General features: G+C 44.0%; 23 protein-coding genes. 18 read left to right on the top strand and 5 right to left on the bottom strand.

The genetic code is table 11. The features are described from left to right. Positions 1 to 56: 56 nt before the first annotated feature. The 3 genes from AZI86_RS05845 to AZI86_RS05835 all read right to left on the bottom strand — a co-directional run bounded on the left by AZI86_RS05845 (position 57) and on the right by AZI86_RS05835 (position 2,818). Positions 57 to 1,478 carry a hypothetical protein gene (locus AZI86_RS05845; protein WP_061834130.1) on the bottom strand — a complete coding sequence of 474 codons (1,422 nt, stop codon included), beginning with the start codon at positions 1,476 to 1,478 and terminating at the stop codon, positions 57 to 59. Positions 1,479 to 1,585: 107 nt separating this feature from the next. Next, positions 1,586 to 2,017: a large conductance mechanosensitive channel protein MscL gene (gene mscL / locus AZI86_RS05840; protein ID WP_061834129.1), complete on the bottom strand. Its 432-nt coding sequence runs from the start codon at positions 2,015 to 2,017 to the stop codon at positions 1,586 to 1,588. A 54-nt stretch (positions 2,018 to 2,071) separates the two neighbouring features. Continuing rightward, on the bottom strand, positions 2,072 to 2,818 hold the full coding sequence (locus AZI86_RS05835; protein ID WP_061834128.1) for a DUF481 domain-containing protein: 747 nt from the start codon (positions 2,816 to 2,818) through the stop codon (positions 2,072 to 2,074). A 117-nt stretch (positions 2,819 to 2,935) separates the two neighbouring features. Between AZI86_RS05835 and AZI86_RS05830 the strand changes: the two genes are divergently transcribed. The 11 genes from AZI86_RS05830 to AZI86_RS19180 all read left to right on the top strand — a co-directional run bounded on the left by AZI86_RS05830 (position 2,936) and on the right by AZI86_RS19180 (position 12,842). Next, a complete protein-coding gene (locus AZI86_RS05830; protein WP_061834127.1) occupies positions 2,936 to 3,196 on the top strand; it encodes a hypothetical protein in 261 nt (86 codons plus the stop codon). A 53-nt stretch (positions 3,197 to 3,249) separates the two neighbouring features. Then, positions 3,250 to 3,912: a cell division ATP-binding protein FtsE gene (gene ftsE / locus AZI86_RS05825; RefSeq protein WP_061834126.1), complete on the top strand. Its 663-nt coding sequence runs from the start codon at positions 3,250 to 3,252 to the stop codon at positions 3,910 to 3,912. Beyond that, positions 3,909 to 4,805, top strand: coding sequence for a cell division protein FtsX (locus AZI86_RS05820; RefSeq protein ID WP_061834125.1), 897 nt, complete (start codon positions 3,909 to 3,911; stop codon positions 4,803 to 4,805). The genes ftsE and AZI86_RS05820 overlap by 4 nt, the downstream gene beginning before the upstream one ends. Further along, positions 4,802 to 5,911 (top strand): murein hydrolase activator EnvC family protein, encoded by a 1,110-nt coding sequence (locus tag AZI86_RS05815; RefSeq protein ID WP_061834124.1) that lies wholly within the window; start codon positions 4,802 to 4,804, stop codon positions 5,909 to 5,911. Before AZI86_RS05820 ends, AZI86_RS05815 begins: the two co-directional genes overlap by 4 nt. A gap of 4 nt (positions 5,912 to 5,915) precedes the next feature. Further along, positions 5,916 to 7,295, top strand: a complete 1,380-nt coding sequence (locus tag AZI86_RS05810) for a S41 family peptidase (RefSeq protein WP_061834123.1) — start codon at positions 5,916 to 5,918, stop codon at positions 7,293 to 7,295. A 66-nt stretch (positions 7,296 to 7,361) separates the two neighbouring features. Then, positions 7,362 to 7,931: a hypothetical protein gene (locus AZI86_RS05805; protein WP_061834122.1), complete on the top strand. Its 570-nt coding sequence runs from the start codon at positions 7,362 to 7,364 to the stop codon at positions 7,929 to 7,931. Between the two features lie 142 nt (positions 7,932 to 8,073). Beyond that, positions 8,074 to 8,805 (top strand): hypothetical protein, encoded by a 732-nt coding sequence (locus AZI86_RS05800; RefSeq protein ID WP_061834121.1) that lies wholly within the window; start codon positions 8,074 to 8,076, stop codon positions 8,803 to 8,805. 9 nt (positions 8,806 to 8,814) lie between these two features. Beyond that, positions 8,815 to 9,993, top strand: a complete 1,179-nt coding sequence (locus AZI86_RS05795; protein WP_061834120.1) for a hypothetical protein — start codon at positions 8,815 to 8,817, stop codon at positions 9,991 to 9,993. Then, positions 9,990 to 11,384, top strand: a complete 1,395-nt coding sequence (locus AZI86_RS05790; protein WP_061834119.1) for a hypothetical protein — start codon at positions 9,990 to 9,992, stop codon at positions 11,382 to 11,384. The genes AZI86_RS05795 and AZI86_RS05790 overlap by 4 nt, the downstream gene beginning before the upstream one ends. Further along, on the top strand, positions 11,371 to 12,651 hold the full coding sequence (locus tag AZI86_RS05785; protein WP_061834118.1) for a hypothetical protein: 1,281 nt from the start codon (positions 11,371 to 11,373) through the stop codon (positions 12,649 to 12,651). Before AZI86_RS05790 ends, AZI86_RS05785 begins: the two co-directional genes overlap by 14 nt. A 14-nt stretch (positions 12,652 to 12,665) precedes the next feature. Next, on the top strand, positions 12,666 to 12,842 hold the full coding sequence (locus tag AZI86_RS19180; protein WP_157684639.1) for a hypothetical protein: 177 nt from the start codon (positions 12,666 to 12,668) through the stop codon (positions 12,840 to 12,842). Between the two features lie 107 nt (positions 12,843 to 12,949). On the opposite strand, the gene tig is transcribed toward AZI86_RS19180, so the two are convergent. Then, complete coding sequence (gene tig / locus AZI86_RS05780; protein WP_061834117.1) at positions 12,950 to 14,263, bottom strand: trigger factor; 1,314 nt, start codon at positions 14,261 to 14,263, stop codon at positions 12,950 to 12,952. A gap of 113 nt (positions 14,264 to 14,376) precedes the next feature. Here tig and AZI86_RS05775 point away from each other — a divergent pair, with 113 nt between their 5' ends. The 5 genes from AZI86_RS05775 to AZI86_RS05755 all read left to right on the top strand — a co-directional run bounded on the left by AZI86_RS05775 (position 14,377) and on the right by AZI86_RS05755 (position 19,429). Then, positions 14,377 to 15,246, top strand: coding sequence for an ArsA family ATPase (locus tag AZI86_RS05775; RefSeq protein WP_061834116.1), 870 nt, complete (start codon positions 14,377 to 14,379; stop codon positions 15,244 to 15,246). Beyond that, on the top strand, positions 15,243 to 16,304 hold the full coding sequence (locus AZI86_RS05770) for an ArsA family ATPase (RefSeq protein WP_061834115.1): 1,062 nt from the start codon (positions 15,243 to 15,245) through the stop codon (positions 16,302 to 16,304). Before AZI86_RS05775 ends, AZI86_RS05770 begins: the two co-directional genes overlap by 4 nt. Further along, positions 16,304 to 17,416 (top strand): tetratricopeptide repeat protein, encoded by a 1,113-nt coding sequence (locus AZI86_RS05765; RefSeq protein WP_061834114.1) that lies wholly within the window; start codon positions 16,304 to 16,306, stop codon positions 17,414 to 17,416. The genes AZI86_RS05770 and AZI86_RS05765 overlap by 1 nt, the downstream gene beginning before the upstream one ends. 24 nt (positions 17,417 to 17,440) lie before the next feature. Then, positions 17,441 to 18,700 carry a glutamate--cysteine ligase gene (gene gshA / locus AZI86_RS05760; RefSeq protein ID WP_061834113.1) on the top strand — a complete coding sequence of 420 codons (1,260 nt, stop codon included), beginning with the start codon at positions 17,441 to 17,443 and terminating at the stop codon, positions 18,698 to 18,700. A gap of 93 nt (positions 18,701 to 18,793) precedes the next feature. Next, a complete protein-coding gene (locus tag AZI86_RS05755) occupies positions 18,794 to 19,429 on the top strand; it encodes a hypothetical protein (RefSeq protein ID WP_061834112.1) in 636 nt (211 codons plus the stop codon). 47 nt (positions 19,430 to 19,476) lie between these two features. Here AZI86_RS05755 and AZI86_RS05750 read toward each other — a convergent pair whose 3' ends face one another. After that, positions 19,477 to 20,994, bottom strand: coding sequence for a leucyl aminopeptidase (locus AZI86_RS05750; protein ID WP_061834111.1), 1,518 nt, complete (start codon positions 20,992 to 20,994; stop codon positions 19,477 to 19,479). Between the two features lie 116 nt (positions 20,995 to 21,110). Here AZI86_RS05750 and AZI86_RS05745 point away from each other — a divergent pair, with 116 nt between their 5' ends. Then, positions 21,111 to 21,752, top strand: a complete 642-nt coding sequence (locus AZI86_RS05745) for an ATP-dependent Clp protease proteolytic subunit (protein ID WP_061834110.1) — start codon at positions 21,111 to 21,113, stop codon at positions 21,750 to 21,752. 6 nt (positions 21,753 to 21,758) lie between these two features. Next, on the top strand, positions 21,759 to 23,054 hold the full coding sequence (clpX, locus tag AZI86_RS05740; RefSeq protein ID WP_061834109.1) for an ATP-dependent Clp protease ATP-binding subunit ClpX: 1,296 nt from the start codon (positions 21,759 to 21,761) through the stop codon (positions 23,052 to 23,054). Positions 23,055 to 23,096 lie beyond the last annotated feature (42 nt).

Raw genomic sequence — 23,096 nt, 5'->3', positions numbered from 1 at the left:
CTTATGGTATCAGTGCGAATTGTGAGGGTCTAGGCGTACTAGACTGAAGGCTCGCTTTATCGGTCACCTTTTTGAGACTTCGAGCTGCCACCGTATTTTTTCAGCTTTGCGGCTGCGGCATCTTTGATGTACTGAGGGCATGAGGCCGCCATAGCATTGATGTCGTTGATCTCTCCCATTCCGGCTTCGATATCAGACATCGCATCAGAAGGCGCATAATCGGTACCCCGTTTTGGAGCAGGACCCAAGGTCATCAGGTTGTTATTTAATTGATTCAATTGTTTATTTAAAGCAGTTTCTTTTTTGCCGATCCCTGAGCTTTTTGCTTGAAGATTTTTATAAGCCGCTTCCATTTCTTGTTGAGCCCGAGTACCTAAAGAAATCACGCTCTGCAAAGCTTCCGCTTTCTTCGTTTCGGCAGTCGATTTCATTTTGTCTAAGGCTTCTTGCGATTGCTTCAAACCGTCTTCGATCGCGGCGACATCCGCATTTGAATCCGTAATCTGTTTTTCTAACTTATCACGTTGTTGTTTGTAGTTTTCGTTCACAGCCATGCGCTTTTGAGAAAAACCTTCCATACACTTCGTATAGACCATAATAAGTTCGTTCTTCTTTTCTTTAGCGCGAGTAATGTGTCCCGAGGATGTGCCAGATGAAACTGCCTTTTTGTAAGTGGCATAAGCTTCATACATCTTTTTTTTGCAATCACTTTCGGCCGTATAGTTTGTAAGATCAATCAAAGCCGTTGCTTTTTGACGATCTAGATTGATCAGCTGGCCTTGTAAAGTGAGAATATCTGTTTTTTTAGCTCGCATGTCTTTCGCAGCTTGTGCTTGGGCCGTCTGAAACTCGGCCACTTGTTTTTGGGTTTCTTCGTCAATTTCATGCGCTTTTTCCTTAGCTTCTTCTTGGGCTTTAGCTAAGTTGTCATTAATTTCTTTTAAAGCGTCGTCATATTCTTTTTGCGCTTCCGCTTTTTCTTTATCCAAGTCAGCAAGTTCTTTTTCTGCGGTCTTAAGATCTTTTTCAATACTAGATTTTTCTTCGAAATAGTCTTTACCGCTCATTTGTGGGCAGCTTGAATTCGTATCGCCGTTTCCAATAGCAGAAATTTGACTGTTACCGGTGTAAGCGCCCACGGCTTGAGTGAATGCTCCCATCGTATTGAAAGATTCCTCGCCGGTGACTTCATCACAGTCTTTGACTTTTGATACACACTCTTTACCTCCGCCCATGCCGGCCTTGCGGCAGGCCGTGGAGATTTTTTCTTCGGCTCGGCTAAGCTGGGTTGCGATGTTGTCACATCTTTTAATATTAGTCACCTCGACACTGTCGCCACCAAACATCGTGGTGGTAGAGCCTGTGGGTGCTGTTTGTGCTTGGGATAATAAAGGTGCCGTCATGAAGATCATGACAGTGAGAGTGTTGATAAAGATTTTGACAGCTGTAGGATTGCTTGTGTCTGAAATCTTATTCATTTGAGTTCCTCCCCGATGTATTCAATTGGTGCAAATGCAGTACCAATTATCGGCAGAGGAGCCCAAAAGGTTTACGTATCAAAGTGAGAAACTCACTTTGGATTGAATTATGGTTGAGGAGATCCGCACTGAGCACATTTGCGTGCTTTTAAAGGGATCACTGAAAGGCATTCAGGACACTCCTTAGTGTTTGGAGTGACCGGAGCAGGTTCCCCCTTAACTTTGTTGGCCGCTCTTACGATCATAAAGACTGCAAAAGCCACAATCAAAAAGTCGAGGACGATATTCATAAAAAGGCCGTAGTTCACGGTGGCAACTCCGGCCTTCTTGGCTTCCTCTAGCGTTGCGTAGGATTCACCGTTTAAGGCAAAGAATAGATTTGAAAAATCCACCTTGCCCAAAGCCAAACTCAAAACGGGGGTCAAAATGTCAGAAACGAATGAAGAAACGATTTTTCCAAATGCCGCGCCGATAATGATACCGACGGCAAGATCGAGCACGTTTCCGCGCATCACAAATGTTTTAAACTCTTTCCACATAAAGCCCCCTTTTAGAGATTGGAAAATGGATCCAGCAATAGCTTAGGGATCGTCTTAGAACTTGGCAACAAGGTTCATTGTTGTCGTCGTTGTTGAGTACTTGGCCCCAGCTGGCAATTCGTTTTGATATTGCAGCAAGTAAGCAACTTTAAATGAAAGTCTTGAGTTTAACATAACATTCAAAGAGGCCTCTGTGTTCACCAGGTAAGCATCGGCGTTTGTGAAGTTTGGCAAATACTCCAACCAGTATTTGAAGGTCAAATCTTGGCGGACTTTTTGGTTGTACTCAGTGTAAGCGCGGCCCATGCTGTCGCGAGCGATCTCTCCCGTCGTAGAGTTCGTGACTTGATAACGATAACCGGCTTCTGTAGTCCAAGTAATGTTGTCCGTTTTAGTAAGGAAATATTTAAGACCGGCGTCGGTTGAATCCCTTTGCACATAGCCGTTGTACACGTCACTTTCTGCTTTTTGCCCAACGAAAAGGCTAAAGTAATCATTTAATTCACGTTCGTAACGAAGTCCGGCTTCCCAATTGCGCGCACTCTCCACACCCAAAGAGTCTGTTTTAAGATAGCGGCCTGATCCAATGAGTGAGTTCTTGTCCCAAACGTAAGTGGATTTTGCTTTGGCGTTATAGCTTTCAGAGTCATTATTGCCGCTGACAACAATGGCACCCGCTTCGGCTTCGCTGAACCACGGTGGCGGAGGCGGAGGTGGTGGTGCGGCATCAGTGGCTTGTTGGGCAAGCACCGGCATGGCAAAAAGTAGAGTAGAAAGACCTAGGATGTTCAACAGCTTCATATTTTCTCCTTCTGTCGTTAGGGCTCAACACTGTAGTTTCAAAATCCACTGAGTCCAAGAAAATTTTGATGAGCTTTGACGCGTTCTCTGCTAATTTGTTTTCGGGAAATATTGTTGATGAATATGCAAAAGGGTTTTAACTCAGACATTACTGTGCGTGGCAAAAGCTACCATATCCAAACCGAAGATTGGGGAATGCAAAACCCTTTTTTGGTCAGCCGAATTTTTTGCAACGGCGCTGTCCTTAAAACAATTAAGACTCCCTATGAAAGTGTCTTGAGATTGGGTTCAAGCCAAACTCAAGAAGCAATCAAATTGGCTCTGCGTCGTCAGCATTCAACAATAATTGATGCTTTGATGGCTGACGGAGCCGTCTAAAACTCGACTTCAGGCGAGTATCAAACTTCGCGTCAGTTCCTTACTATAAAGGGATGATTGATTTCTCTCACGTCTATAAGACTTATCCCGGTCCGGTTCATGCTTTGAAAAATGTAGATTTGCATATCGGAAAAGGTGAATTCGTATTTTTAACAGGCCCCAGTGGCGCTGGTAAAACAACGTTATTCAAAATGATTTCAGCCTATGATGTTGCGACTTCTGGTGATGTCAGCGTGGCCGGTCACGACCTTCTTTCCATAAAAGATTCTCAAATACCTTTTTTTAGAAGAAAAATTGGCGTTATCTTTCAAGATTTTAAACTTTTAAAAGATCGCACGGTGTTTGAAAACGTCGCTTTACCGCTGCAAATTCGCGGCGATAAGCCGCCAGCGATCCAGCGTCGTGTGCACGAAGTTTTAGAACAAGTGGGACTAGCTCATAAGCACGATCAATATCCTGAATTTATTTCGGGCGGGGAGCAGCAAAGAACTGCCATTGCGCGCGCGATTATTCACCAACCAGGCGTTTTGATCGCCGATGAGCCGACGGGAAATTTAGATCCAAGACTCAGCGAAGAAATCATGGACTTATTAGAACGTGTTTGTGCTCAAGGAACTACGGTATTTGTCGCAACTCATGACCATGAGATGGTCAAAAGAAGAAACAAAAGAACGCTGCAGCTAAAAGACGGCATGATCGTGGGGGACAGTAAGTGAAAAATCCACGAAAAAACTGGGCTTTGCGCTTTTCGACTTTAGTTGTTGTGACGGCATGTTTTGTCGTTATCAGTGGTGCTTTGGTATTAACGCAGAATTTTCGCAATATCTTAACCCTGTGGGGTGAAGATGTGCAGATGACAGTGTATTTAGCGCAAGATCTTTCAGATCAAGGACGCGAATTCATTGAAAATAAAATCAAATCATCTGCTGATATCGAAAAGATCTCTTTTGTGAATCAAGAAAAAGCCTTGGGTGACTTTCGCACTCAAATGGCCAGTTATGCGCCCGATATCTCTCAAGATGAAGAGCTTTTGAAACTGATTCCCGGAAGCTTTCAAGTGAAACTCGCAGACTCTTCCGCCGAAAATCAAATGACCTTATTGCAAAACCTAGCGTCCCAAATTCGTCCTTTAGAAGGCGTTGAAGAGGTCAGCTATGGGCAAGATTGGATTGCAAAATACGCAGCCCTTATTTCGACCGTGGAAATTACTTTAAGATTTTTAGGCATCGTCATTTTAGGCGCGGCATTGTTTGTGATTTCAAATGCTATTCGCGCTTCCATTGCGAGTCGTAAAGAAGAAATCGTGGTCTTAGAAATGATCGGTGCAACACCCTCGATGATCCGTAAGCCTTTCTTAGTGGAAGGCGCAATTTTGGGTTTAACGTCGTCGGTTTTAGCCGTGGGCTTGTGCTTTGCTATCTATTTAGGGATAAAAAATGTATTGATCGAAAAACTTAGCTTTTTACAATTAAGCCAGCACATTCAGTTCTTAACTCCTATTGCCTGGATCGCTTTTGTGATCGTGGGTACGAGTTTAGGTGCCTTGGCTTCATATCTTTGTGTTCGCAGAATCAATGATGGTTTCGCCGGAAGTCAGGCGGGCTATTGAAACTAAATAAGGTCTTTCTACTTTTCGTTCTTTCTTTTGCCATGGCCGCGCAAGCGGCCACGGAAGTCGATGTATTGACCAAAGATTTTGAAGCCGCAAAGAAAAAAGTGGAAGATGCAGAATTAAAACAGCGCCAAGTTCTGTCGGCCCTGTATCAGCTAAATAAAAAGATCAAAAAATTGGTCACTGAACGTGGAGAGCTGGGGCAGCAGCGAGCATTTCTTGAAGTGAATGTCCGCCATCTGACGGGCAAAGTAGAAGAACTGACACAGAGATCCGGATCGCAAAAGACTTTGTTAGCCGAAAGACTTAGAGCGATTTATAAGCTGGGCGGACCTTCAGTTGCAAGATTCCTATTTTCATCCGGAAGCTCCGCGGACCTAGAGCGAAATTTAAAAATTTTGGGTGTGGTTGCTTCAAGAGACCTAGATCTTATTAAAAACTACAATCGCGATTTAGAGGATCTTCATAAGAAAAAGAAAACCTTGGCAACGAAGCTTGAAAACTTAAAATCAGTTGAAAGCCGTATCGTCGCGCAAGAAAAAGAGATGCGCAAAGAACAAGATCTTAAAAACAGACTTCTTGATGGCATCCGTCGAAATAAGATGTTTGCGATGAATAAAATCAATGGCCTGCGCGAAAAATCTTTACAGTATAACTTAGAAGACGCCGGAGTTTTTGACCTTTTGTTTAAGCCTTCTTTTGCGGATCAAAAAGGACTCTTGCCGTTACCGGTGGCGGGCTCTTTAGTGCAAAAATTTGGATTAGTAAAAAGTGATGAGCAATCGTACACGATCTCGAATAAAGGCGTGTATATCTCTGTCGCTCAAGGAACGCCCGTTAAGTCGGTCTTTAGTGGAAAAGTATCTTATGTCGGAGATGTCGCCGGTTTTGGTACAACATTGATTGTCGATCATGGCGATCATTATTACAGCGTATATTCCCATATGCAGGATGTGACTGTGAACGTCGGTCAAGACATCGAACAGGAACAGATCCTGGCGCAGATCGGGAATCCTCCGATCGACAAAGCCCCCGGGCTTTATTTTGAAATTCGTCATTTTTCAGAACCCTACGACCCGCAACAGTGGATGAAAGGACTCTAACACTATGCAATCACTTAAACGATACTGGAAAACCTATATACTTGGAGGCATTCTGCTCCTTGTATTATTTGTTATGGCTGAAACAGGTTTTCAAGTTCGCGCTTTCGCCCAAGAACGTTATGCGGATTTACAAAACTTTAGTAAGGTTTTGAATCTTATCCAGCAATACTATGTTGAAGAAGTCGATACTAAAAAACTTATTTACGGCGCGATCAAAGGCATGTTGCGTGAGCTAGATCCACATACGAACTTTATGCCGCCAGATATCTTTAAAGATTTCGAATCTGAAACCAGTGGAGAGTTCGGGGGATTGGGAATCGAGATCGCCATTCAAAACGGAATTCTAACGATCATTTCGCCCATCGAAGATGCGCCCGCTTGGGTTGCGGGAATCAAAGCCGGAGATAAAGTCGTTGCGGTGGATGGTCAAAGCACTAAGGGCATGAGTTTAGTGGAAGCTTCACAACTGATGAAAGGTAAACGCGGAACCAAAATCATTCTGAAGGTTGTGCGTGAAAATGAAGACAAACCTCGCGATATTACGATCACCCGTGGATCGGTGAAAATCAGATCGGTGAAATACACAAACTTGGGAGATGGTTTTGCTTACATTAAAATCACAAGCTTCATTGAAAATACCGCCAAGGATTTACAAAAAACGATCGAAAAACATATGAAAGAAAACAACGGCACTATGGCCGGCCTATTGATTGATTTGCGCCGCAATCCCGGTGGTCTTTTAGATCAAGCAGTCAAAGTCAGTGATATGTTCCTGAAAGAAGGAACTATCGTAAGTACGATTGGACGTAACAAAGCCGATAAAGAAGTGGCCGTAGCGACAAAAAAAGGTCAATACACAAACTTCCCTCTTGTGGTGTTAGTAAATGAATACAGTGCAAGTGCCAGCGAAATCGTTTCGGGCGCTTTGCAGGATAACAAACGCGCTTTGATCGTAGGACAAAGAACATTTGGTAAAGGCTCTGTTCAGTCCGTTATTAAACTGGGTGATGGCAGTGGTTTGAAGCTGACGGTTGCGCGTTATTATACTCCAAGTGGTGTATCGATCCAGGCCGAAGGTATTCATCCAGACGTTGAAATCGAAGAAGTAGACCCAGAAGCATTTGCCAAGGCGGTCGTAAAATCGACAACGACTCGCGAAGGTGACATTGCGGGTCATCTTAAGGGAGACCGTGAAAAAGCATTAGAGAAGCTTGATACCAAACAGGGCACAGAAGAAGGTGCTTTGGCATGGTGGAAGGACGTCGGATCTAAAAAAGAGGCGAATCTGACGCCACAGGAAAAACTGTTTAAATCAGATTATCAGGCCTACCAAGCATTCAGTTATTTAAAGGCCTGGAATACCCTGAAAGCTTTGACGCGCTAGTTATTGATATTGGATTTTAGAGGCCCTACTCTAGCCCCGTTTTGAGGCAAGAGGGGGCCTTTTTTCATGTTAAACCTGCTGTTTACATTCTTAGTATTACCGGTGTTTGCGCAATCAAACTCGGCCGGTTTTTCTCAAGGCAATGTGCTAACAGCATTCCCTATTCAAGGCCAAGTTCAGGTGACATGCAGCGGTTTTAATGGTGAAGCGAATGCCATATACAATTGCCGTGATGTGGTTTTAGAACCGCAAGCATATGATTACTTTGTGGGTCCTCGTGATGAAAAGTTAAGATGGGTCGACATCATCGCAGTTCGCCAGGACGGAACCACGCGAGTAAAGACCTCTGCTTATGACGGAGCTAGCGGTCGCACCACTGAAGCTTTGAATCTTTGGATTTCCACGATCTTCCAAAAAGGTTTACTTGCTTTAGGAACTAACGAAATCAAATACAAACTTTATACGGCTGACAACACCCGCGATTCGCTTATCAGCGGATCTTTCAAAGCGGTCGTCAACCGCGCACCCACTCGTCAATGCCAAGCCGGCAGTTATGAGTCCACCGACATCAACGATTGCAGCTCGCAATATTCGATCTGCCAACGCTTTTTTGCTGAACGCCAGTTCTGTAGGTAAGCCTCTACTATGTCTTAGACCGAAATCTTAAAACCTGGAATTTCCGCTTCCATATTGAATTAAACGTGTTCCGGCGTGTCCTAAGGCCGGACCCTGTTTTGCTCTATTGCCTGCGCAGCAATAACTAAAACAGGAGAAATCCATGAAAAAATTTTCCGTCCTATTAAGCATTTTAATCGCTACAGGCCAAGCCGCCTCAGCAGAAGCTCCGATTCGTACCCAAGCCAAATCAGCGTTACGTATTCTAATTGACCGTCACAAAGACGCCGGAATGCGCATGCCTTTAGATATCGAAGGGGGGGCTGATATTTCTTTTATCTGTGCCGCTTCGCTTTTTATGCAATGGGGTGACAGAGTTTATCAAAGCATCGAAAACTCTCCAGACGCGCGTGAACCAGAATCAATGAAAGAGTTTGCCAACGTACGCGACAGCTTAAATCGCTCATTCCGCATTGTCATCGCGACTCGTAAGGATCTTCCCTCGGCGGTTGAAAGTGTGATTAAGGAATACCGTGAAGCTTCACAGATGGTGACTGTCCCGGGTGATCTTAACTTTGCGAGCTTTGCATCTAACGAATATCAATATTTTAACTCTTTAAATTCTTGTACCGAACCTCAATACATCGAAAAAGTAAGTTCACGTATTGCGCCTTTAGAAGACGACATCTCGGTGAACGGTGTAGAGGCCGGTGCGACTGAAGTGCCTTCAGTTCTTGTTAGAGCAGGTGGTGGTGGCGGTGGCGATGTTCCCAGTGTTCTTGTTGGAGCGGCCGCAGTTAGTGGCGGTAATCTCATTATCGTAGATAACTCTAATAAATTCCGTAAAACGAAAAAGTATTCTGACTGGATTCAAACTTTCGTTCTTGGACAATAAGGATTTTTTATGATGAACCTAGCCCCTTATTTATGTGCGATACTGTTGACAGCATGTACTCCAAACTCTGACGGCGTTTCAAATACCAAGGCCAAAGAGTCAAAAGCTATCACCACTGAAGAACTTAAAACCCTTCAAGTGAGCTATGAAAAAAACTTGATTAAGGCCACAGATAAAAGTGACCACGATCCAGTATGGACGGCGGAAGTTATTTTACCGCAAATTCATGGTTGGTTTACGCCAGGTAAAGGATTGAAGGCGGCTAGGTCGGTTTATGAGCAGTATGTGATTTATGAACTAAAGCCCATTCCGCCGAAAGTGCTTCAAGAGTTGGATCAAGTATTGATGCCGGGTCGCTATTCTATGGCGATCTTGACCAAAAAATTCTGGCAGGAAGTGGCAGCGGCCCAAAAAAGTGGATTACGTATCGGCTTCTTATCTTCAAGATCTGCAGCGAATGTATCGGGAGTTTACTTCAACTATTATCGCATGATCGGTTTAAGTGTTCTTTCTGAACCGGGAACCTTACCGCACGAGATCCGACACCACATGCAATACAAGAAAATCGATGTAAGTTATGAGCCTGAATTTATTTCTAAGTCGTGCATGGCTGATATGAGCCGAGCGATGGGCGAAATTGATGCGACGACATTTGAGTTACCACTGTATCGCGGAATCGAAGAGGAATTCAGCACACTTACTGAAAGGCATCAAGGTTTCGCTGAGTTGCGCACCCCTCAGCTGACACTTTTAACCATTAATTTGAATTACCCTACAAGTGTGAGCTTTCAGGTAAGCCAAAATAAGGAGTGCCCCTCTGACATAAATCAGGCCATGACAGAAATGTATGAAAGATTCAGTAAAAAAGAATCCGAGGTTACCAGTCAGTTAAGGGCCGTTAGTTCCGATGTATTCCGTCTTTTTCGTTTAAATAATGCTGTGGCGACGGAAGGCTGTACGAAGGTTTCAAATGATCGGTGTCAACGCTATATTCAGCAAATTTCTGAATTCCAACAGAAACATGCCGATCAAAAAGAGCAGTTCCTAACGTTGCTAGAAGCAGAAATCACAGAGCGCAGGGCCTATGTGTCTTCGGTCTTGGAAAAGTTAGATGATGAATCAAAAAAAGATCTATGTGGCAGAGCCATCGGCTTTGCGAATTTTGTAAAATGTGAGGATCAAAAATGAAAAAGATAATTATGTCGTTGTTGGTTTTAGGAGCCATGCAACCTGCTTTCGCGGATTCCCGTTATCCTAAAAATATCCCGGCCCGCACGTTTGGTTCAAATCAAGATGTTGGATCTTGTCAGGCAGAATCCTTTGTTACAGCCATTGAACATCAGCTGGCGAACCATGGACTTTTTTTCCGTGCATCTTTACAGCATTTGCATGCCTTTATTTGGAAAGATCGTGAGGACGCAAAAAAAGTCGATGCGGGCCTTGATATGACGGCGACCTCGATGGCTTTAGTGAATAGATATAGCGGCGTTATCCCAGAATACCTCTTACCTGAGGATCTCGAGGGAGTCGTTGAATCCTCTTTATCTACTCAAGGAGGGAGCGGTAAGGGGTTGCGACCTAAAATTGAGGATATGGGTATTTATGACGACCGGGTCCCAGTTCAAAACTTTCGCTATTCAAGTTCATTTTGGTCTTTCAAACCAGGTCATTCAAACACCCGTTCAGTGAATGATTTTTTTAATGTCGTAAGATCTGGAAGAATGGTGACCCTGTCGTTTGACTCGGCATTCATGTATAAATTTAGCCCAGTTACAGGGTTGCTAGCAGCTCCTTACCAAACAGACGAATCATTATTAAAAACTTCGAATCATTCCATTGCTGTGGTGGGATTTGATGACGACCTGGGTGGAGTAATTGTTCGTAATACGTGGAATGGTGCTCATGCACTAAGAGCGGTGGTGGTTGATGAAGGCAATCTTAGCGATGCCGAGAGGGGCGATTTAGCAAAGTTTCGCAGAAAGATTAGCAAAAAAATACTTCCGGGATACTACCTCTTTCCATACAAATTTATCCAGGACATGGCGGCGCGAGGAGTAGGCGGGTACTACGAAATTAATCTGGACCTCGGGGCTTTCGCAAATGTCTCTTCGGATTACTCAAAAGACTATGAAGTTTTAAAAACTTTCTTTTCGTGCGATCGCACGGAGCTGAAAAGATCACTTGAATCGGTGGGGCGTTCGATTGATTTTTTTGAAAATCCCAATATCAGCGAAGATAAAAAGGACGGGTATTTGAAAAGAATTAAGATGGTAATCTATTCTCAAATGTCACAATCCCGTCGGACATTAAGCTTTGCCAAGCAAAGTCGTCGTGTGGATGGAACTATTGATCGTGTGAAGGATTTTTACGACGGCAAATTCAAAAATTATTATTGCGGCGGTCACTACAAGGATCCAGAAACGAACTTTTGGCCGTTGCGTGGGAAAGACCGCGTATTAGAAAATCCAGAATTTTTAAAACTAGTTCGTCAGCTATCAATTAGCCCGAATGATTTTTCTGCCTGGTATGAGCTATTTAAGCTTTTATCAAAAAAGGAGTATTTAAATGATATCAATTAATAAAACAGTCGTAGGCGCCTTGGTCTTTGTTTCCCAGGTTGGCAATGCCGCGATTTTGCAAAATACCGAAAAAAACGAAGCTCAACTGGGATCCGGAATTCGCGTGGAAACAGAACAGTTGTTTCCCACTTGCCTGCAAAGTTTTGATCGGAAAGAAATGATTTCTGAAGACACGCTGGCCTCAACGCCAGTTCCGGAAAGTGCAAAAAGTGTAGAAGTAAAATCTGAAGTGATCCGTAGCTATGAAACTTTAGATGAATATACGAACACCAGCTTTTCCGCGAGTGTTCAGTATATGGCGTATTCTGGCTCAGCTTACTACAATCGGGAAGCACAGACCAAGATCAGCAGCGATACAATCACGGTTGGTATTAAGGCGATCGCTAACTATGGTCGCTGGTATATTAAGAATCCTGTTTTGAAACCTGAATTTGCTCGCTTAGCCCAAACCAATATCAAAGAATTTTATAAGCGCTGCGGGAAAGAGTTTGTATCAGGTTATAAACTTGGACAGGGCATTAATATTGTCTTACGCACTTTGGATTACAGCAGTTACAGCTATGAAAAAGTGGACATGGGTATGAGTGCTTCCGGTGGGTCGGGTGGTTTTTCAGCTTCGGTCCAGGCGGCATTCATGAGTGTCGCTAGTAAGTTGCTTAATTATAGCTCATTAGAGGTTCAAATTAACGCTTATGGTTTAGAAGGATTGCAAACCACTTCGCGTATTATTAAGACCGAAAAAGATGTAGAAAAAATTCTTGAAACCATCTCGGCCATGATCGAAGAGGTTGAAAAAAAGAACGCGGTCGTGACGGATTATCTTACGGCTGCATATCCGATCAAGGATCAGCCTTATACGGGGGCGCTGGGCGAGGCCCGACGCCAAAGTCTGAAAGATCTATTCGCCGCTTTCCGCCAAATTGATTTCGATCTTAGCCGTATGAGAAGTTATGTCACTCATGATTACGTGGCGGAGTTTCAAAAACTTTGTGATCTTAACGAAGAGGACAAAAGAACACTTATGACCTGTGAACGCTATCAGGAATACGTGAAACGCCAAACCACGGCGCTGAATTCCGCTCGCGAGCTGGTGGTTAAGGCGATTCAAGATTGTGCGAATGCGGAAGATATAAAAAATTGCCGTTTGGCGGATCTGGATGCTCAAATGATGTTGGCGAAAGAAACACGTTTATGGCCAAAGCAATATCGTCGTAAACTTGAAATCGCAAAATACAAAAGAGAATTCTTAGATTCTTTGATGAAGTAGACGAAGGAGACTTTATGAAAAAAATATTCCTTGCGGCAGTTCTAATGATGTTAAGCATTTCAGTGCAAGCTGCAAATAAGCCCACCAAGAAAGAGGCGGCAGAATATTGCAAAGTGAAGGCGAATCGTTTGTTGATCGACGGAAAAAGAGAGACAAAGAAAGCCTGTATAGAGCGTCTTCTTTCACTTTAAATTAAAGCTAGCTTCTCAAAATGCAAAAGACCCACTGGAGATTAAATTCCAGTGGGTCTTCGGTGGACTTCTTAAAAAGCCCTTTTAGTTTCAATTAAAAAGGCGAACTAGTTTTGTTCGTCTTTGAAAGTTCCTGCTGGAACTTCTTTAACTTTCACTGATTGGTTCAGGAAGTTGATCACTTTCTCTTCAGTGATTTGGTAAGTTAAACGGCTTGCTTGTTCAGATTTGCCATAGAACTCACGGATGCGCGCTTCATCGATACCTGTTTGTGCAGAGTATTCTTTGAATTTCGCATCAAGATCTTCTTTTTTCGCAAATAGATCGTGTTTTTTAGCAATCGCATCCACAAGGAATGAAGATTGGATCATTTCGGTTGCTGATTTAGTGAAGTCTGCATCCCATTTTTCCACGTAAGAAGCGAAATCGTTTTCAGTCATGCCTTGATCAGACATACGTTTTTTGAAGTCTTCGATCAAAGATGCTTTTTGTTCTTTCAATAATGAAGGCGGCACTTCCACGGGGTTTTCAGAAACTAGTTTTTTAAGAAGACGGTTTTTAAAGCCATCTTCCACACGTTTCTTTTCAGTTTGCTCTAGATCTTCCGTGATTGTTTTTTTCAAAGCTTCAAGATCTGCCGGGCCACCCAAAGATTTAATGAATTCTTCGTTTAGTTCTGGCAATACTTTTGCTTTGATTTCTTTCAAGGTAACTTTGAATTCAACTGGTTTACCAGCCAACTCTGCAGAGTGGTATGGATCTGGGAATTTCAAAGAGATTGTTTTTGATTCGCCCACTTTCATTCCCACAACGCCTTCTTCGAAACCGTCGATGAATTGTTTAGCGCCAAGTTCAAGGTGGTGGTCTTTCCCTGAACCGTTTTCAAGAGGAGCTCCGCCCATGAAGCCTTCAAAGTCGATGACTGCCGTGTCGCCATTTTTAGCTGCGCGGGCTTCGGTAACAGTTTCAAAAGTAGCGCGAGAAGCGCGGATGTTTTCAAGAACTTGATCTACTTTTTTAGCGTCAACTTCGTATTTTTCTTTTTCTACTTCCATGCCTTCATACTTTTTCAAGTTGATTTCAGGGCGGATGTCAAAATTTGCAGAGAAAGAAAAGTCTTTGCCTTCAACAGCATCAGCGAATTCAAACTCTGGATAACTGATGGGTTCAAGTTTGTGTTCAGACAAAGCTTCAACATAGTGTTTTTGGATAAGATCTTGGACAACGTCTTGTTTTACGCGATCGCCGTACATGCTTTTGATGGTTGCAATAGGCGCTTTTCCTTTGCGGAAACCTTTAATAGTTACATCACGTTGGATACCGCTGAAGATTTTTTGGAAAGCTGATTGAACAGAGGCTGCAGGAACTTCAACGTTCAATTTACGGGAAAGGTTTGAGACCTTCTCAACATTTGATTTCATTCTTTTTTCTCCTGATTAAAGCCCGTGGATACTAGATGAGGAGCTGACTTTACGCAATCTCATCGCAGCGCGTAATGCCTATATTTCCGCTCTCAGCGACACTCTAAACACCTATGAAGCAAGAGATTCACTTTGTGACTGGAAAAGGAGGCGTTGGGAAGTCGGTGGTAGCCGCGGCCCTCGCCCTAAAAAAAAGCCAAGAGGGCAAAAAAGTCCTTTTGGTCGAACTTGGAGATCAAAGTTTCTATAAGGATTTCTTTGGTTTAGCTCAAGTTGGATATCAACCAGTACAGTTGCGCCCCCAGCTTTCAATCGCTTTGTGGACCGGGGAGCAGTGTCTGCAAGAATATGCGCGGCATCTTATCAAGGTGGAAACTTTGGCTAAGTTGTTTTTTGAAAACGCCATTATGCGAGCCTTTATCAATGTTGCTCCCGGGCTTCCGGAACTTGCGATCTTAGGTAAAGTTACTAGTGGCCCTCGGAAACATGGACCGCCTTTGCCTTTTGATTGCCTGGTGGTGGATGCTTTTGCGACCGGGCACTTCATTGCTTTGATGGAAGCACCCAAAGGGATGGCGCAGGCCGTGCAGTTTGGCCCGATGGGGGAACAAAGCCGCAGCATCGATGCGTGTTTGCGAAATGAAGAGTTAAGTCGTTATCACATCGTCAGTCTTGCAGAAGAACTGCCACTAAAAGAATCTTTAGAGTTAAGTGAAAGATTAAACCAAGAATTCGGTGTTCACCCGGAACTTATCATGAACAAGATCATCCAAGTTCCTGTGGCTGCGGCAGAGCTGAACGAAGCGGCAAAAGAAAATTCGGACGTGGGGCGCTTTGCGAGCTATCTGTATACGCAGAAAACTCATCAGGAAGAGATTCTTAACAAAATTCCGCCACGTATGGGAAAAGTTCAAAAACTTCCACTGATTTTAGAAGATCAACCTTGGGCCTTAGTGGAAAAACTAGCGGGGATGTTGTCATGATTGAAAAGACAGAAATCCTTGTCTGTGTGGGCAGCGGGGGAGTGGGTAAAACCACGGTGGCGGCCTCTTTAGGGGTGCTTGCCGCTCAAGATGGTAAACGTGTTCTGGTGCTGACCATTGATCCCGCAAAACGCTTAGCCCAAACCCTGGGGATTGAAGGTACCAAAGATATCACCAAAGTTCCCAATCAAAACTTTAAGGGCGAGCTGTATGCTTCGGTGATTGATCATAAAAAAGTATTTGATGATTTTGTCGCCCGTGCCGCTAAAAAAAGTGAAGCCGTTAAAAAGATTTACAACAATAAATTGTATCAACAGCTTTCAACGAATTTAAGTGGTTCACAAGAATTCACGGCGCTAGAAAAGCTTTATTCCGTTTATGAATCTAAGCAATTTGATTTGATTATTTTAGACACTCCGCCGACAAAGCACGCTCTGGATTTCTTGCAAGCGCCGCAAAGACTGTCAGCCCTTTTTACCGAAGGGGTGGCGAAGTGGTTCCGGGATCCTGCCAGCAAAAAAAGTGGCTTTTTAGGTAAAGTGTTACAGACGGGCACAAGGCAAGTTCTAAAAGTTTTAGAGACTCTGACCGGCTCAAACTTCATTCATGAATTGGGTGATTTTTTTATCAACATTGAACAATGGCAAGAACAGCTTTTAAAGCGCACCGTCGATGTCCATCGCATGATGACCTCGCCGCTCACGCAATTTACACTGGTGACCTCTTTTGATCAGGCCAAATTAAAAGAGGCCGAGTTCTTCTCAAAAGAGATTCGTAAAGGCGGCTATCATTTAAGCGCGGTGGTTCTGAATCGGGTGTTTCCTTATTGGTTAAATGTGGATTCGTCTGAATCGCAGTCGTCTTTTCAGGGGATCAAAAAGATCTATGAAGAGATGAGGTCCTATTATTTAAAAAAAGATCGTCTGTATAAATCCTTTGAGTCTACAATAGGCAAAGACGTTCGCGTGTTCCGTATTCCTGATTTGCCTCACGATATTTCCGATATCGAGGGTCTAAAAGAAATAGGAAAACTTTTGGTTGAGGGAGAAAAGAAATAATGAAGTGGCTTTGGTCTTCTATTTTGGTGTTGTCGGTAGGTTGTGCTCACTTCGCAGAGCGAGCCAAGGAAGCCAATATTGAAGAAGTCCAAAGAAATGCTCAGGCTCAAGATCTTCACGAAGCAGAAGACCTTTTAAATAAAGGCCGTTTTGAGGAGAGTGAAAAAGCCTACGTCACTTTTCAAACTAAATATCCTCAGTCGACATTTTACCAAGCATCACGGTTAGGATTGGCTCAATCGTTCGAAGGACAGGGCCGATTTAATGAAGCGGTGGAGTTAAACCGCGAAATTTATCTGAATACTCTTCGCTTACAGCCAGAAATTGCAGCAAAGGCTTTGTACCGTTCGGCGTTTTGTTATGAGGCTATGGGTGATGACCAAAAGGCCCTGGCCGCGTTATTAGACGCGAAAAATCTGGGACAACACCTCCCACCCGAGATTGCTTTAGCCGAAATCCCGGCAAAACTCTCTGCAATCTATGCGCGTCAAGATCGTGAAAAGGAAGCCTTAGCCTATTTGAATGAAGCGGAAAAAGGTTTAGCTAAAGTAATGCAGGAACGAGGCTCTACGTTAGAAAGATCATGGCTTGCCCAAACTTATTTTCAGATGGGAAGTATTTCTACGAATCAGCTCAGTCGCGAGAATTTCGGCTCTTTTGCTCAAGGGCAGATGTGGGTGCAAAGTTATTTAATCAAGGCCATGAAGTTAGATGATCTGACGTGGTCACCGCGGGCGCAAAAAAAACTTATCGAAACTTACCGCAGTCTATTTTCTCTTTTTGAGTCCGAAGCAGAATTGGCGCAGCAAGTTCAAATGGGCGGAGATCTTTACGACTTGATGGATCAAGCGGAACTTTTTAAGCCTATAACGGGTGAAAAAATTGAGGGTTATGAAAAAGATTTTTTTGCGACGCTGACGGATATTCGCTCCCAATCCGATAAAATTCTATATACGGCCAAAGAAACTACGGGATTGACGGTGGAGTCACAAAAGCTTAATGGTTTACGCCGCGCTGGACGCGTAAAGGCCGATAAGCTTTTACCCGGGGAAAAGGCGAAACCAATACCTCTTCCTCCTAAAATAGTTCCCTCGCAGGATCCAAACCTGTAATATAGTTCGTTCTAAGGAGATGCCATGGCTAAATTAACTCTGCATCAACAAACCTTGGCAAATATGAAAGATATTTGCGCCTGGTTTTCGCAGAAAACTTCGACTTTATCCTATCCGATATATTCAAGTTACGACATCCGTGATTCTGGTTACAAAATCACGAACGTAGACGCGAATATCTTTCCGGCAGGATTTAATAACATTTGCCCCACTGACAAAGAGTCAGCCGTTGCCTTAATGAACAGATATCTTTCTGGTCATTACGAGAACGTGAAAAACATTTTGCTAGTGACGGAAGAGCACACTAACAACGCGTTTTATTGGGAAAACGTCCACACCATCAGAAACTTAATTGAAGCCACCGGAAGAACGGTTAAGGTGGCAATTCCTCGTGAATTGCCAGAGCCTTTGACGATGACAAGTTCCGCTGGGAACCAAGTGATTGTTCACTCAGCACTCAGAAACGGGTCGTTGCTTTCAACATTCACGCCGGATCTTATCGTCAGCAACAATGACTTTTCAGAAGCCTATGAAGAGTGGGCTCAATCTGTGATGGATTTGCCAATGAATCCGGCCCACGAATTGGGATGGTTTCAACGTAAAAAAAGCACGTACTTTAAATACTACAATGAACTGGCCGACGAATTTGCAGCCATTACTAAAATTGACCCGTTTCTTTTGCGTGTGGAAACTGAGTTGTTTGAGCATTTTGATATCGGTGACGAAAAAAGCCGGGAGGCCTTGGCCGCTCGGGTGGATGCGATGTTAAATAAACTTCGCGAAGAATATAAAAAACGCGGTATTGAACAAGAGCCTTTTGTATTTGTAAAAAACAATGCAGGAACTTACGGCTTAGCCGTGATTCGTGTGGGCTCGGGTGCGGAAGTTAAAGAGTGGTCTTATAAGTCGCGCAAAAAAATGAAAGCGGCTAAAGGTGGTCGAGACGTCGAGGAAGTGATTATCCAAGAAGGTATTCCTTCGATCGTTCAAGCCGATGGTGCCAGTGCAGAGCCGGTGATTTATATGATTGGCTGTGAACTGGCGGGTGGTTTTTTAAGAACTCACGCCGAAAAAAGCTCGACGGAAAGTTTAAATAGCCCCGGTGCGGTTTACAAACGTCTTTGCGTATCGGATCTCGCTATCGACACCCCCGGATGCCCGCAAGAAAATGTGTATGGTTGGACAGCGAAAATCGGGATGCTTGCCATCGCGAAAGAGGCCGAAGAACTGCACGCCCAGTTCCGCGGATATAAACCTCAAAGTGCTTGCCAGGCTCATTCCTAAAGTCTCGATGAAGGTCCAGGTTTCGCCTTGGGCCTTCAGGGAAAAAAAGCACAAATCCCAGACCTCATGTATTCTTAAGAAACAAGAGGGACTATGAAAAAATACTTTAGCGTGTTTGCTTTCTTCACATTGTGTTTTGTGATGGGCTTTTCTGTTTTGCGCGCCAATACCGATGAATATTTTATTGATCGTGATCCAGCCGCGGTGAAAAACGTTTTCGATTTTTCGCATCTTAAAGGCGAACGCCTGCAAGAAGCCGTGAGACAAAGAATGATGACCGGTCTGGTAGTTAAAAAAGATGCAGACGGGGCTAGATTCAGTTTCGGACACTTTGTATTTGTCGATGAAACGGGTCAAAAAAAGCCAGCCTGCCAGGCTTTCGGAAAAGTCTCGATCACCTTTGAAGCTGAAGGCGTGTCGGTCGGCGGAGATAAACCCCAAATGGAAGTTGAGGGACGTTGCGAACATTCCAGCGACCTAGCTTCGATCAATCCTCTTTTTGTTCCAGTGGCAAAAATTTTGGGGGAGCGTCCGGGGGACGGAGAGTTTCAATTCAATCAAGGTTCAGGCGTGACAATTCGTTTTGCGAATTTGCCAGAAGCGTGGCCTCGTCTTTGGCTTTTAAAATCAGTGAAATTAGTGAACGAACAAAGCTCTGAAGCTTTAGTCATTGAAAGCGATGAAGTCGCAAAATACCTAGGTCATCCGGTCGTTCTTAGCTGGAAATAAAAAAGGGGCACATGATGCCCCTTTTTATTTCGAAATGTTGAAAACTTTTAAGCATGAAGCTTAGCAATTTCCACAAATGTTCTGATCATCACGCCTGAAGCCCCTTTTTTAGGGCAGTATGGCAAGCGATTTCCGACCGCCCAACCAGTTCCTGCGATATCAAAGTGCGCCCAAGGAATACCTTCGCCCACAAATTGTTCTAGGAACGCCGCTGCCGTGGCAGCGCCCGCCCCCTTGCTTGAAGACATATTTGAAAGATCTGCATAAGTGCCTTTCATGTCTTTGACGTGGAAGTCAGTTAAAGGCATGTTCCATACCCATTCCCCAGACTCGCCAGCCGCTTTTTCGATCTTAGTTTTAAGACCCGCGTTGCGAGTGAAGTAACCTGTATGAGTGTTACCTAGCGCCACCACCATTGCGCCCGTCAAAGTCGCCGCATCGACGATCATTTGTGGCTCAAGTTCCGTCGCGTAAGACAGAGCATCTGCCAAGATCAAGCGACCTTCGGCATCGGTGTTATTGATTTCAAAAGTTTTACCGTTACGAGCTGTGTGCACGTCACCTGGTTTAGTGGCTGAACCGTTGACCAAGTTTTCAGTGGAAGCGACCAAACCAACAGCGTTGATTTTAAGTTTCAACTTAGCAATGGCGAGCAAAGTGCCGATCACGTTAGCGCCACCGCACATATCGTATTTCATTTCTTCCATACCCGCAGACGGCTTAATGCTGATACCACCACAATCGAATGTTAAGCCTTTGCCAACGAAGCACACGGGTTTTTTAGAAGCCGCAGCCCCTTTGTATTCCATGATGATGAATCTGGGTTCTTGATCAGAACCCATAGACACGCCTAGCAAGCCACCCATTTTTTCTTTTTTGATGCGTGCTTTATCCCAGATAGTCACTTTCAAGTTCGCAACACCTTTGGCTCCTTCGGCCGCTGAATTAGCAAGGATCGTTGGTGTCATCAAGTTACCTGGCATGTCACCCAAACGACGAGAGAAGTTCACCGTCGAAGCTAAGATCACGCCTTCGTTGAAAGCGTCTTTGGCGGCTTTGTCTGTTGATTTTGCTACGACGTGGATAGTGATTTCTTTGTCTTCTTTTTTCGCGGACATCAATTCGTTAAATACGTATGAAGTCATGATCAAGCCTTCGACCGAAGCTTGTAAGAAGCTTGCTTGATCACGTTTTGCCGTCGTGATGCCGTCAAAGTGGATCGCCGCTTCTTTGATATTCAAAGATTTAACGGCTTCATAAGCCGTAGCCATGGATTGGCGAATTGTTTCATGAGTGATGTCAGCTTCTTTACCTAGACCGATCACGATGACGTGGCGGAAACCCTTGAAGTTCATTTCACGGAAGATGATGGATTCTTGGTGGCGACCCGTGATGGTTTTTTCTTCTAAAGTTGCGACTAAGGTTTTGTTTAACTCAGAATGAGTCACTTTTGCGAGAGCTGGTTTTTTGTCTTTTGCAGAACTGGTCCCCGCCGCTTTAGAAAACACGACCAAAGCCGGGCATGTAAGTGTATCGATATCTTTATTTAATAAGTTGAAAGCCATTGGAACCCCTTAAAATGATTCAGTTTTGTCAATGCTCATATGTCTAGCACAAGCAATGGGCGGGACCAAGGGTTTTTGATAAAGTCCTGCGTAAGGATTCCGATAGGTAGCAAAGAATGACACTTCAATCAGTACAACCACAGGAGACAGCAGTGGCACTCATTCCATACGTCGTCGAACAAACCTCCAAAGGTGAAAGATCATATGACATTTACTCCCGCTTACTTAAGGATCGTATTGTTATCCTGGGTACGCAGGTAACCGACGAAGTCGCGAATGCCATCATTGCTCAGTTCCTTTTCTTGGAAGTTGATAATCCAGAAAAACCGATTCATTTGTACATCAATTCTCCGGGGGGCAGTGTGTCTGCGGGCCTGGCGATTTATGACATTATGCAATTCGTTAAATGTGACGTGGCAACATACTGTATGGGTATGGCTGCCAGTATGGGTTCGTTGTTATTGACAGCGGGCACCAAAGGCATGCGTTACAGTCTTCCGAACACGCGCATCATGATCCATCAACCACTTCTTGCGGGTGGGGGCTTATCTGGTCAGGTCACTGACATCGAAATTCATGCCCGTGAATTGATTAAGACAAAAGAAAAGCTAACTCGTATTTACGAAACGCACACCGGTAAAGGTTATGAGTTCTTGAGAGATCAAATGGAGCGCGATAACTTTATGGATGCGATGCAAGCCAAAGAGTTCGGTTTGATTGATCACGTGGTAGAATCTCGCAAATTGAAAAAAGGGTAACCCCAGATGACGACTAAAGATACTAACGGCACATTGAGATGCAGCTTCTGTGGCAAAGGCCAAAAAGAAGTTAAAAAATTAATCGCGGGTCCGGGCGTGTATATCTGCGACGAATGTATCGATCTTTGTAACGATATCATCGACGAGGAAAAGGACAGAGAGACGGCTGTAAAAGGCACGTTCAAAGTTCCAAAGCCAGCTGATATTAAAACTTACCTTGATGACTACGTTATTGGTCAAATTCAAGCTAAGAAAACTTTGGCTGTTGCGGTTCACAATCACTACAAACGTGTGAATGCAATGACCCAAGGTAAAAAGACCAACGACGTTGAGATGCAAAAATCCAACATCTTGTTAATCGGTCCCACAGGATCCGGTAAGACGTTGCTTGCGCAAACTATTGCTAAAATTTTAAACGTTCCATTTGCCATGGCAGATGCGACAACATTGACAGAGGCTGGTTACGTCGGTGAAGACGTCGAGAACGTCGTTCTTAACCTTCTTCAAGCTGCTGACTATGACGTAGAAAAAGCCCAACGCGGCGTTATCTATGTGGATGAGATCGATAAGATTTCTCGTAAGTCTGAAAATCCGTCGATCACTCGTGACGTATCGGGTGAAGGTGTTCAGCAAGCACTTCTGAAAATCCTTGAAGGAACTGTAGCGAACTTGCCGCCAAAAGGGGGTCGTAAACATCCTCAACAGGAATTCATCCAAGTTGACACTACGAATATCTTGTTCATCGTGGGCGGTGCGTTTGTTGGTTTGGATAAAATCATCGACAACCGTACATCGAACAAAACTATGGGTATCGCGGCCGACATTCGCACTTCTCAAGAAATTGAGAAGAGTTCAAACTTGCTTGCCAAGGTTGAGCCGGACGATTTGTCTAAGTTCGGTTTGATCCCAGAGTTCATCGGTCGTCTTCCGGCGATCGCGGTTCTTGGTCAATTAGACGAAGAAGCTTTGATGGATATCTTAGTTCGCCCTAAAAATGCGATCACTAAGCAATATCAACGCTTGTTTGGTTTTGAAGGTGTTGAATTGAAATTCACAGATAAAGCTTTGCGTGCAGTGGCGCAAATGGCATTGAAGCGTAAAACAGGAGCTCGCGGTCTGCGTGGTGTTCTTGAAACGGCGATGCTTGATATCATGTACGACATTCCATCTAAAGCGAACGTAAAAGAAGTCGTGATCGACGAAAACGTGATCAACGATGGTGGCCAGCCTCTTTTAGTTTATAAAACAGAAGAAGAGATTAAGGCCGAAGAAGAAGAAGCAAAAAAGAAATCTTCCGCTTAGTGGAAATAAAAAGCCCGGGAAACCGGGCTTTTTTATTTGGAT

It is taken from the genome of Bdellovibrio bacteriovorus (assembly GCF_001592735.1).
GTDB classification, from domain to species: domain Bacteria; phylum Bdellovibrionota; class Bdellovibrionia; order Bdellovibrionales; family Bdellovibrionaceae; genus Bdellovibrio; species Bdellovibrio bacteriovorus_D.
The sequence above is the reverse complement of the archived record's forward strand: the minus strand, read 5'-3'. Positions and strand labels throughout refer to the sequence as shown.

What these genes read in the sequence shown, in the direction of transcription:
- AZI86_RS05755 (WP_061834112.1), top strand. Translation starts at nt 18,794, where the DNA reads ATGAAAAAATACTTTAGCGTGTTTGCTTTCTTCACATTGTGTTTTGTG.
- AZI86_RS05750 (WP_061834111.1), bottom strand. Translation starts at nt 20,994, where the DNA reads ATGGCTTTCAACTTATTAAATAAAGATATCGATACACTTACATGCCCG.
- AZI86_RS05765 (WP_061834114.1), top strand. Translation starts at nt 16,304, where the DNA reads ATGAAGTGGCTTTGGTCTTCTATTTTGGTGTTGTCGGTAGGTTGTGCT.
- clpX (WP_061834109.1), top strand. Translation starts at nt 21,759, where the DNA reads ATGACGACTAAAGATACTAACGGCACATTGAGATGCAGCTTCTGTGGC.
- AZI86_RS05845 (WP_061834130.1), bottom strand. Translation starts at nt 1,478, where the DNA reads ATGAATAAGATTTCAGACACAAGCAATCCTACAGCTGTCAAAATCTTT.
- AZI86_RS05830 (WP_061834127.1), top strand. Translation starts at nt 2,936, where the DNA reads ATGAATATGCAAAAGGGTTTTAACTCAGACATTACTGTGCGTGGCAAA.
- AZI86_RS05785 (WP_061834118.1), top strand. Translation starts at nt 11,371, where the DNA reads ATGATATCAATTAATAAAACAGTCGTAGGCGCCTTGGTCTTTGTTTCC.
- gshA (WP_061834113.1), top strand. Translation starts at nt 17,441, where the DNA reads ATGGCTAAATTAACTCTGCATCAACAAACCTTGGCAAATATGAAAGAT.
- AZI86_RS05790 (WP_061834119.1), top strand. Translation starts at nt 9,990, where the DNA reads ATGAAAAAGATAATTATGTCGTTGTTGGTTTTAGGAGCCATGCAACCT.
- AZI86_RS19180 (WP_157684639.1), top strand. Translation starts at nt 12,666, where the DNA reads ATGAAAAAAATATTCCTTGCGGCAGTTCTAATGATGTTAAGCATTTCA.
- AZI86_RS05770 (WP_061834115.1), top strand. Translation starts at nt 15,243, where the DNA reads ATGATTGAAAAGACAGAAATCCTTGTCTGTGTGGGCAGCGGGGGAGTG.
- tig (WP_061834117.1), bottom strand. Translation starts at nt 14,263, where the DNA reads ATGAAATCAAATGTTGAGAAGGTCTCAAACCTTTCCCGTAAATTGAAC.
- AZI86_RS05800 (WP_061834121.1), top strand. Translation starts at nt 8,074, where the DNA reads ATGAAAAAATTTTCCGTCCTATTAAGCATTTTAATCGCTACAGGCCAA.
- AZI86_RS05835 (WP_061834128.1), bottom strand. Translation starts at nt 2,818, where the DNA reads ATGAAGCTGTTGAACATCCTAGGTCTTTCTACTCTACTTTTTGCCATG.
- AZI86_RS05775 (WP_061834116.1), top strand. Translation starts at nt 14,377, where the DNA reads ATGAAGCAAGAGATTCACTTTGTGACTGGAAAAGGAGGCGTTGGGAAG.
- AZI86_RS05810 (WP_061834123.1), top strand. Translation starts at nt 5,916, where the DNA reads ATGCAATCACTTAAACGATACTGGAAAACCTATATACTTGGAGGCATT.
- mscL (WP_061834129.1), bottom strand. Translation starts at nt 2,017, where the DNA reads ATGTGGAAAGAGTTTAAAACATTTGTGATGCGCGGAAACGTGCTCGAT.
- AZI86_RS05745 (WP_061834110.1), top strand. Translation starts at nt 21,111, where the DNA reads ATGACACTTCAATCAGTACAACCACAGGAGACAGCAGTGGCACTCATT.
- AZI86_RS05795 (WP_061834120.1), top strand. Translation starts at nt 8,815, where the DNA reads ATGATGAACCTAGCCCCTTATTTATGTGCGATACTGTTGACAGCATGT.
- ftsE (WP_061834126.1), top strand. Translation starts at nt 3,250, where the DNA reads ATGATTGATTTCTCTCACGTCTATAAGACTTATCCCGGTCCGGTTCAT.
- AZI86_RS05805 (WP_061834122.1), top strand. Translation starts at nt 7,362, where the DNA reads ATGTTAAACCTGCTGTTTACATTCTTAGTATTACCGGTGTTTGCGCAA.